This is a genomic window from Bacillus sp. C28GYM-DRY-1 (assembly GCF_030519405.1).
Taxonomy (GTDB): Bacteria; Bacillota; Bacilli; order Bacillales; family Bacillaceae; genus Bacillus; species Bacillus spizizenii_A.
Map to the genome: position 1 here is coordinate 41,951 of NZ_JAUMKF010000005.1, position 16,594 is coordinate 58,544.

The window sequence follows — 16,594 nt, forward strand, 5'->3', positions numbered from 1 at the left end:
CTCTGTTAATGGGAAGGTGATTCAACGGCTTGTGCCGCCTTCTCTTTTACTTGTTCTCCCGTTTTCTTGTTTGATAGTTTGATAGGTTTTAAGAACAATGTAAATACGGCTCCTACTGCAATAAAGATCAGGCCTGTATAAAACACGCTGTGAAGTGAATCCATCAACGATGTTTTTAATATCGGCATAATATGGGATGAGAAAGCCGCAGGAATTTGTTTGATTGCGTCCGGGCTGAACAGTGATTGCAACAGCCCTTGCGGATTTGTATCAATCATACCCTTTAGCTGGGCGGCAAATGAGCTTGCTTGTGCTGGAAGTGAGTCTAAGTACGGCACCAGTTTATCTGTTAATAGACTCCCTGATCTCGCATTCATTACGGCTCCAAGCATGGTAATGCCGAATGTTCCTCCGATCGAACGGAAGAATTGGCTGGAAGAGGTGACAACCCCAAGCTCCTCCTTCGAAAAGCTTTCCTGTAGAGCCAACGTCAGAATCGGCATAACCAGACCCATTCCCAGCCCAATAATCGCCATATACGATGTAGCAACAAGCTTGCTCGTATCAAGATCCAAAGTCGTTAACAGCAGGAATCCTCCGGCCATGACCAGCATGCCTGTAATGATTTGCGGTTTAATGCCGATTTTGTAAACCAGCTGGCCGCCGGCAATACTTGAAATAATCATAGAGATCATCATCGGTGTCATAATCGTGCCTGATTCAGACGCGCTTACACCGACAATTCCCTGCATAAAGAAAGGAACAAACGTAATGGCACCAAACATTCCGATACTCATAAAGAAGCCGATCAGGTTTAAAAATGTAAACGTTCTGTTTTTAAATAGATACATGGGCAGGATAGGCTCTTTCGCTTTTGATTCTACGATAATAAAGCTGACAATGCCGATCAGCGCGAGTGCGAACAAGCCAAGAATCTGCCATGAACCCCACGCATAATCTTTTCCGCCAAAGCTTAGGGCGAGAAGGAGGCTGACAACCCCGACAATCATCGTGAAAATACCAGCAATATCGAAGTTGATCGGACCAGTCTGCTGGCGGCCCTGTAATCCTCTGGCAATAAAAATAACCGCAATAATTCCAACTGGAAGGTTAATATAGAAAACCCATTTCCAGTTTAGCGAGTCTACAATCCAGCCGCCGATTTGCGGCCCAATCACTGAAGCAAGCCCGTAAATCGCGCCAAAGACCCCTTGGAATTTAGCACGCTGTTTTCCTGTGAACAAGTCACCAATGACAATCATTGCCATCGGCATCATAATGCCTCCGCCGATGCCCTGCAGTCCACGGAAAATAATCAATTCTGTCATATTGTTGGCCATTCCGCACAAAGCAGAAGCTGCCATAAAAATAATCAAGCCTGATACATAGACAATACGCCGTCCTAATAAATCGGCCAGTTTACCGGCAATCGGCACGACAGTTGTTGATGTCAACAGGTATGCAGTTGTCAGCCAGGTCATCATGCTCAAACCGCCCAGATCACCGACAATTTTCGGCATGGCCGTTCCGACAATGGTACCGTCAAGAGCTGAAAAAAACATGGCAATAATTAAGCCTGTTATTAATAACGTTCGTTTTGATTGTTTACCCTCATTACTCATTTCATCCGTTTCCTTCTTTCATGTTTTGCTTTTTGTCAGTTTCCGCTGCAGCCTTTGCGAGCTTTTCTGTAATATGCGCCGCCTGAAGCATTTCCTCCTCCGTCAAGAAGGAAAGGTACCGCGCCATAATGGCCTTTCTGCCTGCCAAAACCTCCTCGAACTTTCTGTCTCCTTCATCAGTAAGACTGAGATCAATTACTCGCCTGTCTTTTGTGTTGTGTGTTCTGGCGATGAGATTTTTTTGTTCAAGACGGTCTGCCATTAATGTCACCGCGCTTGGCTTAACCTCCATACGTTCGGCAATTTCAGTAATTTTGAGGCTGCCGTGTTTTTTTAAGCTGGCCAGCACAAACAGCTGCGCTGGGGTGACGCCTTGTTTTTCCATGCTTTCCAGCATTTCAGGCTGTATCTCTTGAAAGAGCGCCTGAAGCGATAATTGAATATCGGACATTAGCTGATCCGCACTCTTCATATTCATTTCTCCTCTGTTACATATACTGTATTTATATTTCAATGACAAAATAGTTAATGCATGTTAAATATAAATAAGTATTAATAAAAAGTCAACCAATTTTATACAAAAAAAGGATAGATGTCCCGAGGAACATCGTATCCTTTTTCTTACTATTTATTGCTGATAAGGAGACTGCTGCTGAATGGTCTGCTGGAATTTTTGGTAGGATTGCTGTAGCTTTTGGGCATCCTCCGCTTCAACAGAATACCATCCATATTGGAACATGAGATCATACAGTTTTCTTTGCGCTTTTTGTGACTCATCAAAAATGGATTGAATATCCTGATAGAGAGACTCATGGCTGAATTCATTCAAGGCTGTACAATAAGCTGCTGTCATGTATTTTTCTGTTGTCAGCAATTCATTGACGAAATCTCTGTCATTCATCTCCGAAGTTGTTGGTACAGGTGTCTGCGGGTTGCTGATTTTCTGATTTTGCTGATTCATTCTGGCGCCTCCTTATTGGATGTAGCCGGACTGCTGCTGGCCTGGCTGCAGATGCTTTAATATTCTTTGATAGTGATCATGATGCATGTGTCCGACGCGGTCGAGTTCTTGTTTTAACGAATGATCCTGGCACTGCTGCGCCATGAAATGTGCTTTTTTCATCGCGAGCAAATTCCAGTTCAGCATGTCATTTAGATACAAATGATCCTTTGTCGAAATAACGGAAGGCGGCATTTGAGATTGCTGCTGATTGTCCATTGTGATCCTCCTTTGATTTCTGTTCATTTTATAGTTTCCTTCAGGCTGGGAGTTATATACAGGTGTTTTGAAGATGAAGGCAGGAGGGAGTCGGATGTTGAGACATGTGTTTTTATTCTTATCTCAAAATAAAACACTTACCAAGTTCGCCAAAGCATACGGGACGCGGCTTGGAGCACGAAGGTTTGTCGCAGGAGATACAATTGAGTCGGCGGTTAAGGCCGTCAAAAGGCTAAACAGATCCGGTTTGTGCGCGACAATTGATTATTTAGGCGAGTATGCCGCTTCAGAAAAAGAAGCAAATCAAGTCGCAAAGGAATGCAAGAAAGCCATTCAAGCCATTGCAGAACATCAATTGGACTCAGAGCTTTCGTTAAAGCTGACCTCGATCGGGCTCGATCTTTCAGAAGAACTTGCCCTATCTCATTTGCGTGCCATTCTATCCGCTGCGAAGCAATATGGTGTTGCTGTAACTATTGATATGGAAGACTATTCTCATTATGAACAGACACTCGCTATCTACAGGCAATGCAAACAGGAATTTGAAATGCTCGGCACGGTGATTCAGGCATATCTATACCGGGCGGCAGAAGATATCAGAAATATGCGCGATTTAAAGCCGAATCTCAGACTCGTGAAAGGCGCTTATAAAGAATCTGCAGCTGTGGCGTTTCCAGACAAAAAAGGAACAGACCTTCATTTTCAAAGCCTCATAAAGCTCCAGCTGTTAAGCGGGAATTACACAGCAATCGCCACACATGACGATGACATCATTGCGTTTACGAAACAGCTCGTAGCTGAGCATCATATTCCAGCGTCACAATTTGAGTTTCAAATGCTTTACGGCATCAGGCCGGAGCTGCAGAAGGAACTCGCCAAGGAAGGATACAGAATGCGTGTGTATGTCCCATATGGAACGGACTGGTTCAGCTACTTTATGAGAAGAATTGCCGAACGGCCCGCCAATGCAGCGTTTGTGTTAAAAGGGATCTTGAAAAAGTGAAAGCAGCCGCGGGAAGCAGCTGCATTATGATTGTTCCATGTTATGTTTTTTATACTGCTGATTTTGACTTGTCCGTTTTCCGCCGCCGTAATGCTGAGTCGGACCGGCATCTCCCTTTACGCTCGCCGCGCTGACTTGCGCAGAAGACGGATTTTTTTTCTCTCGCACCATTCCCTTCACCTCCGGGCTTAAGTTGCCCGTCTTTTATAAGCTTCATACAAAAAAATAACAAATTCGCTATTGAAGTCGGACCGGAAATCTTTTAAGATGAAAGAAGAAACGAGTTTCATTTTTTTTGGTCAAAAAATGAATGACTATTCATTCAATGTTCAAGGGGGATATCTCATGCACAAACACATTCGGAAGGCAGCCGTTATAGGATCGGGGGTCATGGGTTCCGGGATTGCGGCGCATTTGGCTAACATCGGAATTCCTGTTCTGCTGCTTGATATTGTGCCGAACGATTTGACAAAGGAAGAGGAAAAAAGAGGGCTGACGAAGGACAGTCCGGAGGTGCGCAGCAGGCTGAGCCGGCAGGCGGTGAAAAAACTGCTGAAGCAAAAGCCCGCTCCCCTCACATCAGCAAAAAATACCTCCTATATCACATCAGGCAATCTGGAGGATGATGCCACAAAGCTCAAAGAAGCAGATTGGATTATTGAAGTCGTTGTCGAAAACCTTGAAGTTAAAAAGCAAATTTTCGCACTTGTGGATGAACACCGGAAGCCTGGAAGCATTGTCTCAAGCAACACCTCCGGCATATCAGTGCAGGAAATGGCAGAAGGCCGGTCGGATGATTTTAAAGCCCATTTTCTTGGAACGCACTTTTTTAATCCCGCCCGCTATTTAAAGCTGCTGGAGATCATTCCGATTAAGGAAACGGCCCCTGATATATTAAAGTTTATGACAGCCTTCGGTGAAAATGTCCTCGGCAAAGGCGTTGTTACAGCAAAGGACACACCGAACTTTATCGCAAATCGCATCGGAACATATGGGCTTCTCGTCACAGTCCAAGAAATGCTGAAAGACGGTTATCAGGTCGGGGAAGTCGATTCGATCACGGGCCCGCTCATTGGCAGACCGAAAAGCGCGACCTTCAGAACGCTTGATGTTGTCGGACTCGATACATTTGCCCACGTCGCCCAAAATGTGTATGACAAAGCGGATGGAGACGAGAAAGAAGTGTTCCGCCTGCCAGTTTTCATGAACGATATGCTGGAAAAAGGATGGATTGGAAGCAAGGCAGGCCAAGGCTTTTATAAAAAAGAAGGAAAAACGATTTATGAGCTTGATCCAGTGACGCTTACTTACGGCGAGCGGACAAAAATGAAATCACCGGCACTTGAAGCGGCAAAACAGGCAAAAGGGACAAAAGCGAAAATGAAAGCGCTTATTTATTCGGAGGACAGAGCCGGCAGATTGCTGTGGAATATCACATCGCAAACCCTGCTTTACTCAGCCGAACTGCTTGGTGAGATTGCCGATGATATTCATGCGATTGACCAAGCCATGAAGTGGGGATTCGGGTGGGAGCTGGGCCCGTTTGAAATGTGGGATGCGATCGGTCTCAGGCAGTCGGCAGAAAAGTTTAAGCAGCTTGGAGCAGATATTCCTGGCTGGATCAAAGACATGCTGGACAAAGGAAATGAAACCTTCTACATCAAAGAGAACGGAACGGTATTTTATTATGACCGCGGCGAATACAGAGCCGTGAAAGAAAACAAAAAACGGATTCATTTACAAGCGATCAAGGAAACAAACGGCGTGATTGCGAAAAACAGCGGAGCTAGCTTGATTGACATTGGAGATGATGTGGCCCTTCTGGAATTCCATTCGAAAAGCAATGCGATCGGCCTCGATATCATTCAAATGATCAACAAAGCGTTAGAAGAAACAGAGCGGAACTACAAAGGCCTTGTCATCGGCAACCAAGGAAAAAATTTCTGCGTCGGCGCAAATCTCGCCATGATCTTAATGGAAGTCCAAGATGATAATTTTCTGGAAGTGGATTTCGTGATACGTCGCTTTCAAGAGACGATGATGAACATCAAATACAGCGCGAAACCGGTTGTCGCCGCACCGTTTGGAATGACGCTCGGCGGCGGAACGGAAGTGTGCCTGCCGGCGGCGCGTATTCAAGCAGCAAGCGAAGCCTATATGGGGCTTGTGGAGTCCGGCGTCGGCCTCATCCCTGGCGGAGGAGGAAACAAAGAGCTGTACATCAACCATCTTCGCCGCGGTCTTGATCCAATGAATGCCGCAATAAAAACATTTGAAACGATTGCAATGGCGAAAGTGTCCACTTCCGCCCAAGAGGCTCGTGAGATGAACATCTTAAAAGAAACGGATCACATTAGCGTGAATCAGGAACACCTGCTGTACGATGCAAAGCAGCTGGCTGCATCTTTATACGATACCGGCTGGCGGCCGCCTGTAAAAGAAAAGGTCAAGGTGGCGGGAGAAACCGGTTATGCGGCACTCTTGCTTGGCGCTGAGCAAATGAAACTGTCCGGCTATATATCAGAGCATGATTTCAAGATCGCGAAAAAACTTGCTTATGTTATTGCCGGCGGAAAAGTGCCGTTCGGTACAGAAGTCGATGAAGCGTATTTATTAGAGATCGAGAGAGAAGCGTTTTTGAGTTTGGCAGGAGAGGCGAAATCTCAAGCGAGAATGCAGCACATGCTTGTGAAAGGTAAACCTTTACGGAATTAGGAGGGAGCTTATGAAAGAGGCAGTCATTGTATCAGGTGCAAGAACTCCGGTTGGGAAAGCAAAAAAAGGATCACTGGCCACCGTTCGTCCGGATGATTTGGGAGCGATTTGTGTAAAAGAAACACTGAAACAGGCAGGCGGCTACGAAGGCAATATTGACGATTTGATTATCGGCTGTGCAACACCTGAAGCGGAACAGGGACTAAATATGGCGAGAAATATTGGCGCGCTTGCGGGACTTCCGTATACGGTTCCGGCAATTACAGTCAATCGCTACTGCTCTTCAGGCCTTCAGTCCATCGCATATGCGGCAGAAAAAATTATGCTCGGCGCCTACGATACAGCGGTCGCCGGCGGAGCAGAATCCATGTCGCAGGTTCCCATGATGGGGCATGTGACCCGTCCGAACCTCGCATTGGCGGAAAAGGCGCCGGAATATTATATGAGCATGGGCCACACGGCCGAGCAGGTCGCGAAAAAATTCGGTGTCTCCCGCGAGGATCAGGATGCGTTTGCCGTTCGCAGCCACCAGAACGCGGCCAAAGCCCTTGCAGAGGGAAAGTTTAAAGATGAGATTGTTCCAGTTGAAGTGACCGTGACAGAAATCGGAGAAAACCATAAGCCTCAGGAAAAAACGTTTGTGTTTTCTCAGGATGAAGGTGTGCGTCCGCAAACGACGACAGACATCTTAGCGACATTGCGCCCGGCTTTTTCCATTGACGGAACGGTTACGGCGGGCAATTCCTCGCAGACGAGTGACGGAGCGGCGGCAGTTATGCTGATGGACCGGGAAAAAGCTGATGCACTGGGCTTGGCGCCGCTTGTGAAATTCCGCTCCTTTGCAGTAGGCGGTGTGCCGCCGGAAGTGATGGGCATCGGACCGGTGGAAGCCATTCCGCGTGCCTTGAAGCTTGCCGGGCTACAATTGCAGGACATCGGCTTGTTTGAACTGAACGAAGCTTTTGCATCACAGGCCATTCAAGTGATAAGGGAACTGGGAATTGATGAAGAAAAAGTGAATGTCAACGGGGGCGCAATTGCGCTTGGTCATCCGCTTGGTTGTACGGGTACAAAGCTTACACTCTCACTGATTCATGAAATGAAACGGAGAAACGAGCAATTTGGAGTCGTCACAATGTGTATCGGCGGCGGGATGGGAGCGGCCGGTGTATTTGAATTATGCTAAAGGGGGAAAAACAAATGGCAAAAAAAACGGCTGAAGTACAAAAGGGCGGCGGTTTCTTAATCGAGGATGTCACATGCGATCAAATGTATACACCGGAGGATTTCACTGACGAGCATAAAATGATCGCGAAAACAACAGAGGACTACATTGAGCAGGATGTTCTTCCTCATATAGATGCTATCGAAAACCATCAATTCGAGCATTCCGTCAGGCTGTTGAAGAAAGCAGGCGACCTTGGGCTGCTTGGCGCTGATGTGCCTGAGGAATACGGAGGGCTAGGCCTTGATAAAATCAGCTCGGCACTCATCACTGAGAAATTTTCGCTTGCGGGAAGCTTTTCACTTTCTTATGGGGCGCATGTCGGCATTGGCTCCTTACCGATCGTTTTTTTCGGATCAGAAGAACAAAAGAAAACATATTTGCCGGGACTCGCTTCAGGCGAAAAGATCGCTGCCTATGCACTGACTGAGCCTGGCTCTGGCTCTGATGCGCTTGGGGCAAAAACAACAGCCGTGCTAAATGAAGCAGGAACGCATTACGTGTTAACCGGGGAAAAACAGTGGATTACCAACTCTGCCTTTGCTGATGTATTTGTCGTTTACGCGAAAGTGGATGGCGACAAGTTCTCGGCTTTTATTGTAGAAAAAGATTTCCCTGGTGTATCCACGGGTCCGGAAGAAAAGAAAATGGGAATCAAAGGATCATCGACAAGAACGCTCATTTTAGACCAGGCTGAAGTGCCAAAAGAAAACCTGCTTGGAGAAATCGGCAAAGGGCATCATATCGCCTTTAATATTTTAAACATCGGCCGCTACAAGCTGGCGGTTGGAACAATCGGTGCATCTAAACGGGTAATCGAGCTGTCTGCGGCATACGCAAATCAGCGTCGCCAATTTAAAACCCCGATTGCTAGCTTTTCGCTGACCCAGGAAAAAATTGCGACAATGGCATCAAGGCTGTACGCGATGGAAAGCTCTGTGTACAGAACTGTTGGGCTGTTTGAAGACAATATGAGCCAGTTTACTGCCGAAGATCTTAAGGACGGCCGGCAAATTGCCAAGTCAATTGCCGAATATGCCATCGAATGCTCTCTCAATAAGGTCTTTGGCTCTGAAACGCTTGATTATATCGTAGATGAGGGCGTGCAGATTCATGGAGGCTACGGTTTTATGCAGGAGTACGAAGTAGAAAGAGCCTACAGGGATTCAAGGATCAATCGAATATTTGAAGGCACAAACGAAATCAACCGGTTAATCGTGCCAAGCACCTTTCTGAAAAAAGCGCTCAAAGGCGAACTGCCTCTATTTGAAAAAGCACAGTCGCTGCAGGAAGAACTCATGATGCTTATGCCAGAAGAGCCTGGCAGCGGCGTATTAGAGCAGGAGAAATATATCGTCAAGCAAGCCAAAAAAATCGCGCTGTTCGCTGCCGGTCTCGCTGCGCAAAAATACGGAAAAGCCATCGATCGCGAACAAGAAATCCTCGTCAACGTCGCGGATATCGTCAGCAATGTGTACGCAATGGAATCAGCCGTGCTCAGAACGGAAAAGGCCATTGCCGCGCAAGGCGCAGAAAAAGCGGCGCAAAAGGTGCTGTATACTGAAATTTTCGTTCAAGAAGCCTTTAACGAAATTGAAGCGCACGCGAAGGAATCCCTCATCGCAATGGAAGAAGGAGATTCGCTTCGCATGATGCTTTCCGCTCTGCGCAAGCTCACGCGTGTCACACCTAAAAACGTCATTCAGAAAAAACGCGAAGCGGCAGCGGGCGTTTTTGAGGCTGAAAAATATATTGTCTGATTGCCTGAGAGCTCCGCATGCGCGGAGCTTTTTTTAAAAAGCACTGTTTTAGGTTTTTAAAACAAACTGTGTTAAAATAACCTCGATTATTTTATTGAGGGGGAAGAAGATGTCGTTAACTTTTTACTGGTACCCTAAATGCGGAACGTGCCGCAAAGCAAAGAAATGGCTTGAAGAGCATGGGAAAGAAATAAACGAAATACATATTGCAGAGCAGCCTCCAACTAAAGAAGAACTCAAAGCGCTTTATGAAAAAAGCGGGCTGGATCTCAAGAAATTTTTCAACACGAGCGGCATGAAATACCGCGAGCTGAATCTCAAGGAAAAGCTGTATCACATGTCGGAGGACGAGCAGCTTGAACTGCTGGCTTCAGACGGTATGCTGATTAAACGCCCGCTTACAACAGACGGCGAAAAAGTGACAGTCGGATTTAAAGAAGACCAATTTGAAGAAAACTGGGCTTAATGTAATTTTTTTTTGAAAAGTATGTTATCTTCTTATTGTAGTGCTGTAAAAAATGGAGGGATTCAATTGAGCATACCTAAAGATTTGCGTTACTCAGGAGAACACGAGTGGGTAAAAGTTGAAGGAGAAAAAGCCAGAATCGGAATTACGCATTTTGCCCAGTCTGAGCTAGGCGACATCGTGTTTGTCGAACTTCCTGAAGTTGGCGCTGAAATCAAAGCGGACGAGCCATTCGGCAGCGTTGAATCCGTTAAAACGGTATCTGAGCTTTATGCACCGATTAACGGAACTGTTGTGGAAGTAAACGAAGATCTTGATGACAGTCCGGAATTCGTCAATGAATCTCCGTACGAAAAAGCATGGATGATCGTCGTGGAGCCGTCTGACGCTTCTGAAATTGAAAAACTGATGACACCAGAGCAGTACGAAGAGATGACACAAGAAGACTAAAACAGGATAGCTGCAAAGGCAATTGGACACGCTAACGTTATGGGAGGTGTCCAATATGGCTTTCAGCAAACAAAAGCTCGATGTCACCAATGATGTGACAGGCCGCTTTCAAAATGGCCGGCTCTCGTTATATCATGAAAATGAGATGATCGGCCAAATGATAAGCATGAATGAATATGAGCTTAAGTCCGGTTATTCCTTTGAAAATGAGAAATTTTATAAGACAGCTGATGTGGTCTCAGGAAACGACGAAAAATACGTGGATTGTGACTACGAAAACGGCTGGTGTTAATGTTGGCGGTGAATTTCACTGCCTTCTTTTACAATCTGAACGTTTCAAATTATGACGCGGCAGGTGAAGAAGATGAAGATGGATGAGCTGGAAAAGGTTATGATTGTCGAAGGGAAAACAGATAAAGAGAAAATTGAAAGCGTCCTGAATGAACCAGTGCGCATTATCTGCACCAACGGAACAATCAGCCAGCTGAAGCTTGAGGAATTGGCTGACGAGCTTTACGATAAAGACGTCTATATATTAGTTGATGCTGATGAATCAGGCGAGAAATTAAGAAAACAGCTGAAAAGAGAATTTAACGAAGCCTGCCATCTATATATCGACAGAGCCTATAAGGAAGTAGCGTCTGCGCCCAGGCACCATGTCGCCTCTGTATTGCTGCGCGCGAATTTAAATGTCCATACTATTTTTCTTGAAAGAAAATCCCGAGGTGTATAGCATGAAAGAACTCCAAGAACATGAGCTTGAGCACATTGCTGATGATGTGTATCTCCTTTATTTATATACTCCGTTTTGCGGCACCTGCCAGCTTGCAAGCAAAATGCTGACAGTGGTGAAAGAAATGCTGCCTGATGTCGCCTTCTATAAAAACAATGTCAATTACTCTCCGACATTCGCAAAAGCGTATCAAATTGAAAGCGTTCCTTGTTTTCTGCTGTTTAAAGGCGGAAAAGTGGTTGAAAGAGGATATGCTTTTCATTCTGTTTCTTATTTATATGAGCTGATTAAACAAAAATCATCTTCCGCATCCCATTTATGACATATTTCTCTGTCCAATCCAATGAAATTGTCGTTCGTTTTATAAAGGGGTTCGTGCGCCAAAAAGAGAAATGTGTATGTATGACCAACAAATAGGAGGTTGTACATATGGAGAAAGCGGAAGTTTTAGAAGATGAGTATCAGCATCTGTTTTTAAAACCCCTTTTGAACGCTTCAACATTGCTTATTACCTTCCAAGGAGAAACAGAAGCCTTAACCGTCTCAATAAACGAACAGGGAGAAATGAAAAAAATTTCTTCGCCCCAAACGTCCAACCTGACCTTTTACGGAAACCAAGCAGAAATCATTCATTTATTGCACGGAGACATTTCCCTTCAATACCTGATTCAGAGCGGAAGCCTGAAAGTGAAGGGGTCATTCAGAGCCCTGTTAAAACTAGAAGCCATTCTCTGGCTGACAAACGGATTTTTCCAGAGAATTTTAAAGAATTAAAAAATAAGAAATTATTATAATAGTAAAAGTTGACATCATTTATTTTATTGACATGTAATCATGCGCCATGCTATTCTACATTAAGAATTTCCGGACGAAAAAGACTATATATTTCTCTTATCAAGAGAGGTGGAGGGAAGTGCCCTATGAAGCCCGGCAACCATCAACGCTGTTGAAATGGTGCCAATTCACACGAAGCGGTCTGCTTTGAAAGATGAGAGGAAGGCATTTTATATAAGCCTTTCTGCTCAAGTGTGCAGAAAGGCTTTTCTTTTGCAGAAAAACCCGGAAGATTTCTTAGAATAGTGTTAAGGCAGGTGATTGCTTTGATCAATCTTCAAGATGTTTCAAAAGTTTATAAGTCGAAACACGGAGATGTCAATGCTGTCCAAAATGTCTCGCTTTCTATTAAAAAAGGTGAGATTTTTGGAATTATAGGATATAGCGGAGCTGGTAAAAGTTCCTTAATCCGTCTGCTGAACGGACTTGAGAAACCAACCTCAGGCACCGTGGAAGTGGCGGGAACGAAGATTAATGAAGTAAACGGACGCGATTTAAGAAAAGCGCGCCATGACATCAGTATGATTTTCCAGCACTTCAATTTGCTCTGGTCGCGAACTGTCAGAGATAACATCATGTTTCCTTTAGAAATTGCCGGGGTGAAAAAAAGCGAGCGGATCAAGCGTGCCAATGAACTGATTAAACTGGTAGGTTTAGAAGGAAAAGAGAGATCTTACCCGTCTCAGCTGAGCGGCGGGCAAAAGCAACGTGTCGGAATCGCCAGAGCGCTTGCCAACAATCCGAAGGTTCTCCTTTGTGATGAAGCGACATCAGCTTTAGATCCGCAAACAACAGACTCAATCTTGGATCTTTTGTCCGATATTAATGAAAGACTCGGTTTGACGATTGTGCTGATCACACACGAAATGCACGTCATCCGCAAAATCTGCAACAGAGTCGCTGTCATGGAAAACGGAAAGGTTGTGGAAGAAGGCGAAGTTCTTGATGTCTTCAAAAATCCGAAGGAAGACATGACAAAACGATTTGTTCAGCAGGTGACAGAGCCGGAAGAAACGAAAGAAACGCTTCAGCACCTTCTAGATGAAACAGCATCAGGAAAAACGGTACAGCTCACATTTGTCGGTGATTCGGCTGAACAGCCTCTGATTACAGAGATGATCAGAAACTTCAATGTTAGCGTCAATATTCTGCAAGGGAAAATCTCGCAGACGAAGGATGGCGCTTACGGTTCCCTGTTCATCCATATTGATGGAGACGAGGAAGAAGTGCAAAACGTGATCCGGTTCATTAATGACAAACAGGTAAAAGCAGAGGTGATCACGAATGTTTGAAAAATACTTCCCGAACGTTGATTTAACTGAGTTATGGAACGCGACATATGAAACACTTTATATGACGCTGATTTCTTTACTGTTTGCTTTTGTCATCGGGGTGATCCTCGGCTTGCTGCTCTTCCTGACAAGCAAAGGGAGCCTTTGGCAAAATAAAGCGGTCAACTCTGTGATTGCGGCCGTTGTCAACGTATTCAGATCGATTCCATTCCTTATTTTAATTATTTTGCTGTTAGGGTTTACGAAGTTCTTAGTCGGTACGATCTTAGGGCCAAACGCCGCATTGCCGGCGCTGGTGATCGGCTCGGCACCGTTTTACGCGCGTCTTGCAGAAATCGCATTGCGCGAGGTGGATAAAGGTGTGATTGAAGCCGCTAAATCAATGGGCGCTAAGACGTCTACGATTATTTTTAAAGTCCTGCTTCCGGAGTCTATGCCGGCTCTTATTTCTGGTATCACGGTTACGGCCATTGCTTTGATTGGCTCAACGGCAATTGCCGGAGCCATCGGTTCAGGCGGCCTTGGAAACCTTGCGTACGTAGAAGGATATCAGTCTAATAATGCTGATGTTACCTTCGTTGCCACTGTGTTTATTTTAATCATCGTCTTTATTATTCAAATCATTGGTGATGTAATCACAAATATGATAGACAAACGATAAGGGAGGATTTACATTGAAAAAGCTATTTTTTGGTGCATTACTGCTTGTATTTGCAGGGGTTATGGCTGCCTGCGGTTCAAATAACGGCGCTGAATCCGGCAAGAAAGAAATTGTGGTTGCAGCGACAAAAACACCGCACGCGGAAATTTTAAAAGAAGCTGAACCATTGTTAAAAGAAAAAGGCTACACGCTGAAAGTGAAAGTGCTTAGTGATTACAAGATGTACAACAAAGCTTTAGCTGATAAAGAAGTGGATGCGAACTTCTTCCAGCACATTCCTTACCTTGAGCAAGAAATGAAAGAAAACACTGATTACAAACTTGTGAATGCCGGAGCTGTTCACTTAGAGCCATTCGGTATTTACTCTAAAAAATACAAATCACTGAAGGACCTTCCAAACGGTGCGACAATTATCCTGACAAACAACGTCGCTGAACAAGGCCGTATGCTTGCACTGCTTGAAAACGCAGGATTAATCACACTTGATTCTAAAGTGGAAACAGTTGACGCAACATTGAAAGACATTAAGAAAAACCCGAAAAACCTTGAATTCAAGAAAGTAGCGCCTGAATTAACGGCAAAAGCATATGATAACAAAGAAGGAGACGCGGTCTTCATTAATGTAAACTATGCGATCCAAAATAAATTAAATCCTAAAAAAGACGCGATTGAAGTAGAATCCACGAAAAACAACCCATACGCTAACATCATTGCGGTAAGAAAAGGCGAAGAAGATTCTGCAAAAATCAAAGCGCTGATGGAAGTTCTTCATTCTAAAGAGATCAAAGACTTCATCGAGAAAAAATATGACGGAGCTGTGCTTCCTGTATCTGAATAAGACTGAAACCCCGGATGAGAAATCCGGGGTTTTTTTCGGGTATTTTCCTAAAAGCTGTTCATAATAAAAAGGAATGTTAAACAGATGGAGGGATTTTCTTTGAATCAAGACAGAGGAAGCATGCAGGACGCGCTAAAACAATATAAATTAGGTTTAGGCACATTTGAACAAAAAATGCCGCTGATGGGAAGAAAGTTTAACGAGTTTACTGAACAATGCTTTGCCGGCAATTCTCTGACTGAAAGAGAAAAACAGCTGATCGCCCTCGGAATCGCCATCAATGCCCAGGATGAATATTGCATGATCTATCACACAAAAGGCTGTCTTGATGAGGGAGCGACAGAAGAAAACATTCTCGAAGCCGTTAGTGTGGCAGCGGCATTTGGAGGCGGCGCGGCTCTTAGCCAAGGCGTGACAGTCGTCCAGCAGTGCATAGAGGAATTCGGAAGCACCACGCATTAAGAGAAGGAATATTCCGAAAAACCATACTCATTTGATCTAAAAGGATGCTTTCGTCTCATGTGCCGTTATTTCAAGCCATATCCTTTTTGCGGCATCACCTGCAGCGCTGATACAATAGAAGCAAATATATGAAAGGATTGATTCATTATTTGTAGCAGCCAGGATAGACTGGACCTCGATTATACGTCAGAAATGGAAAAAGCGATGCAGCTGTCTCATGGAATTGGATACGAGGAATACGGACGCCGGCTGGAAACAAGAATGAAAGTAGAGCGGCAGAGAGAGCTTGATTATGAAAAGAGCAAGCGGATTTCTGCGGGAGCTTATTGAGAAAATCAATCTTTTAAAAAAGGGTGGGAATCCACTCTTTTTCTTTTTCAATCGCTTTAATAAAGTGCTGATCTTTGTTAAACTTGATGAATGTGCGAGGCACGATAAAAAGTTGTATTTACTTTTCATTTGTTATAAAATTAGAATGAGAATAAAATGAGAATAATGATTATATATTTTTGGAGGTATAGATATGGCTGCTTCAACATTAACGATCAAAGATCTTCACGTTGAAATCGAAGGGAAAGAGATCTTAAAGGGTGTAAACCTTGAAATAAAAGGCGGAGAGTTCCACGCTGTAATGGGGCCGAACGGAACTGGTAAATCCACTTTATCAGCTGCGATTATGGGGCATCCTAAATATGAAGTAACAAAAGGCAGCATCACGCTTGACGGCAAAGATGTACTGGAGATGGAAGTGGACGAGCGGGCGCAGGCAGGTTTATTCCTTGCGATGCAGTACCCAAGTGAAATCAGCGGTGTGACAAATGCTGACTTCCTTCGCTCAGCAATCAACTCGCGCAGAGAAGAAGGCGATGAAATTTCTCTTATGAAATTCATCCGCAAAATGGACGAAAACATGGAGTTCCTTGAAATGGACCCTGAAATGGCTCAGCGCTACCTTAACGAAGGTTTCTCAGGCGGGGAGAAAAAACGCAACGAGATCCTTCAATTAATGATGATTGAACCGAAAATCGCCATCCTTGATGAAATCGACTCAGGCCTTGATATTGATGCACTGAAAGTTGTATCTAAAGGAATCAACAAAATGCGCAGCGAAAACTTCGGCTGCCTGATGATCACTCACTATCAGCGCCTGTTAAACTACATCACTCCAGATGTTGTTCACGTTATGATGCAAGGCCGCGTTGTAAAATCCGGCGGTGCAGAGCTTGCACAGCGTCTTGAAGCAGAAGGCTATGACTGGATCAAACAAGAACTTGGCATTGAAGACGAAACTGTAGACCAAGAAGCGTAAGCGTT

General features: G+C 44.7%; 21 protein-coding genes and 1 riboswitch. Of the genes, 16 read left to right on the forward strand and 5 right to left on the reverse strand.

The annotated features are described in order from the left end of the window. Positions 1-5 precede the first annotated feature (5 nt). The 4 genes from mdtP to Q3W56_RS06815 all read right to left on the reverse strand — a co-directional run bounded on the left by mdtP (position 6) and on the right by Q3W56_RS06815 (position 2,841). On the reverse strand, positions 6-1,622 hold the full coding sequence (mdtP, locus tag Q3W56_RS06800; RefSeq protein ID WP_302894942.1) for a multidrug efflux MFS transporter MdtP: 1,617 nt from the start codon (positions 1,620-1,622) through the stop codon (positions 6-8). Between the two features lies 1 nt (position 1,623). Continuing rightward, a complete protein-coding gene (gene mdtR / locus Q3W56_RS06805) occupies positions 1,624-2,094 on the reverse strand; it encodes a MarR family transcriptional regulator MdtR (protein ID WP_302894943.1) in 471 nt (156 codons plus the stop codon). 156 nt (positions 2,095-2,250) lie between these two features. After that, on the reverse strand, positions 2,251-2,583 hold the full coding sequence (locus Q3W56_RS06810; RefSeq protein WP_302894946.1) for a spore coat protein: 333 nt from the start codon (positions 2,581-2,583) through the stop codon (positions 2,251-2,253). Between the two features lie 12 nt (positions 2,584-2,595). Beyond that, positions 2,596-2,841: a hypothetical protein gene (locus Q3W56_RS06815; RefSeq protein ID WP_019715660.1), complete on the reverse strand. Its 246-nt coding sequence runs from the start codon at positions 2,839-2,841 to the stop codon at positions 2,596-2,598. Positions 2,842-2,935: 94 nt separating this feature from the next. Here Q3W56_RS06815 and Q3W56_RS06820 point away from each other — a divergent pair, with 94 nt between their 5' ends. Then, on the forward strand, positions 2,936-3,844 hold the full coding sequence (locus Q3W56_RS06820; protein ID WP_302894949.1) for a proline dehydrogenase: 909 nt from the start codon (positions 2,936-2,938) through the stop codon (positions 3,842-3,844). A 24-nt stretch (positions 3,845-3,868) separates the two neighbouring features. Here the strand turns inward: Q3W56_RS06820 and Q3W56_RS06825 are convergent, their stop codons facing one another. Then, positions 3,869-4,015 carry a YuzL family protein gene (locus tag Q3W56_RS06825; RefSeq protein WP_003222772.1) on the reverse strand — a complete coding sequence of 49 codons (147 nt, stop codon included), beginning with the start codon at positions 4,013-4,015 and terminating at the stop codon, positions 3,869-3,871. A gap of 174 nt (positions 4,016-4,189) precedes the next feature. On the opposite strand from Q3W56_RS06825, the gene Q3W56_RS06830 reads away from it, so the two are divergent. The 15 genes from Q3W56_RS06830 (at position 4,190) to sufC (ending at position 16,589) form a co-directional block, all read left to right on the forward strand. Continuing rightward, positions 4,190-6,559, forward strand: coding sequence for a 3-hydroxyacyl-CoA dehydrogenase/enoyl-CoA hydratase family protein (locus Q3W56_RS06830; RefSeq protein WP_302894952.1), 2,370 nt, complete (start codon positions 4,190-4,192; stop codon positions 6,557-6,559). Between the two features lie 10 nt (positions 6,560-6,569). After that, complete coding sequence (locus tag Q3W56_RS06835) at positions 6,570-7,745, forward strand: acetyl-CoA C-acetyltransferase (RefSeq protein ID WP_302894954.1); 1,176 nt, start codon at positions 6,570-6,572, stop codon at positions 7,743-7,745. A gap of 14 nt (positions 7,746-7,759) precedes the next feature. Continuing rightward, entirely contained in the window at positions 7,760-9,544 is a 1,785-nt protein-coding gene (gene fadE, locus Q3W56_RS06840) for an acyl-CoA dehydrogenase FadE (protein WP_302894956.1), read from the forward strand. A 109-nt stretch (positions 9,545-9,653) separates the two neighbouring features. Further along, positions 9,654-10,010 (forward strand): arsenate reductase family protein, encoded by a 357-nt coding sequence (locus Q3W56_RS06845; RefSeq protein ID WP_302894957.1) that lies wholly within the window; start codon positions 9,654-9,656, stop codon positions 10,008-10,010. A gap of 66 nt (positions 10,011-10,076) precedes the next feature. Next, complete coding sequence (gene gcvH / locus Q3W56_RS06850) at positions 10,077-10,460, forward strand: glycine cleavage system protein GcvH (protein ID WP_019715655.1); 384 nt, start codon at positions 10,077-10,079, stop codon at positions 10,458-10,460. A gap of 55 nt (positions 10,461-10,515) precedes the next feature. Then, positions 10,516-10,752, forward strand: a complete 237-nt coding sequence (locus Q3W56_RS06855; RefSeq protein ID WP_019715654.1) for a YusG family protein — start codon at positions 10,516-10,518, stop codon at positions 10,750-10,752. 78 nt (positions 10,753-10,830) lie between these two features. Continuing rightward, the gene (locus Q3W56_RS06860) at positions 10,831-11,193 is read left to right on the forward strand and encodes a toprim domain-containing protein (protein ID WP_368045761.1); all 363 of its coding nucleotides are present in this window, start codon (positions 10,831-10,833) and stop codon (positions 11,191-11,193) included. 1 nt (position 11,194) lies between these two features. Continuing rightward, entirely contained in the window at positions 11,195-11,515 is a 321-nt protein-coding gene (locus tag Q3W56_RS06865; RefSeq protein WP_003222787.1) for a thioredoxin family protein, read from the forward strand. A 107-nt stretch (positions 11,516-11,622) separates the two neighbouring features. Next, on the forward strand, positions 11,623-11,967 hold the full coding sequence (locus Q3W56_RS06870) for an SCP2 sterol-binding domain-containing protein (RefSeq protein WP_019715653.1): 345 nt from the start codon (positions 11,623-11,625) through the stop codon (positions 11,965-11,967). A gap of 114 nt (positions 11,968-12,081) precedes the next feature. Then, positions 12,082-12,188, forward strand: a riboswitch (SAM riboswitch). A gap of 105 nt (positions 12,189-12,293) precedes the next feature. Continuing rightward, positions 12,294-13,319, forward strand: a complete 1,026-nt coding sequence (metN, locus tag Q3W56_RS06875) for a methionine ABC transporter ATP-binding protein MetN (RefSeq protein WP_302894962.1) — start codon at positions 12,294-12,296, stop codon at positions 13,317-13,319. Further along, positions 13,312-13,980: a methionine ABC transporter permease MetP gene (gene metP, locus Q3W56_RS06880; RefSeq protein WP_302894963.1), complete on the forward strand. Its 669-nt coding sequence runs from the start codon at positions 13,312-13,314 to the stop codon at positions 13,978-13,980. Before metN ends, metP begins: the two co-directional genes overlap by 8 nt. 13 nt (positions 13,981-13,993) lie before the next feature. Then, positions 13,994-14,818, forward strand: coding sequence for a methionine ABC transporter substrate-binding lipoprotein MetQ (gene metQ / locus Q3W56_RS06885; RefSeq protein WP_302894964.1), 825 nt, complete (start codon positions 13,994-13,996; stop codon positions 14,816-14,818). Positions 14,819-14,902: 84 nt separating this feature from the next. Beyond that, a complete protein-coding gene (locus Q3W56_RS06890; RefSeq protein ID WP_019715649.1) occupies positions 14,903-15,280 on the forward strand; it encodes a carboxymuconolactone decarboxylase family protein in 378 nt (125 codons plus the stop codon). A 192-nt stretch (positions 15,281-15,472) separates the two neighbouring features. Beyond that, positions 15,473-15,610 (forward strand): YuzK family famiily protein, encoded by a 138-nt coding sequence (locus Q3W56_RS06895; protein WP_003228600.1) that lies wholly within the window; start codon positions 15,473-15,475, stop codon positions 15,608-15,610. A gap of 193 nt (positions 15,611-15,803) precedes the next feature. Then, entirely contained in the window at positions 15,804-16,589 is a 786-nt protein-coding gene (gene sufC, locus Q3W56_RS06900; RefSeq protein WP_019715648.1) for a Fe-S cluster assembly ATPase SufC, read from the forward strand. Positions 16,590-16,594 lie beyond the last annotated feature (5 nt).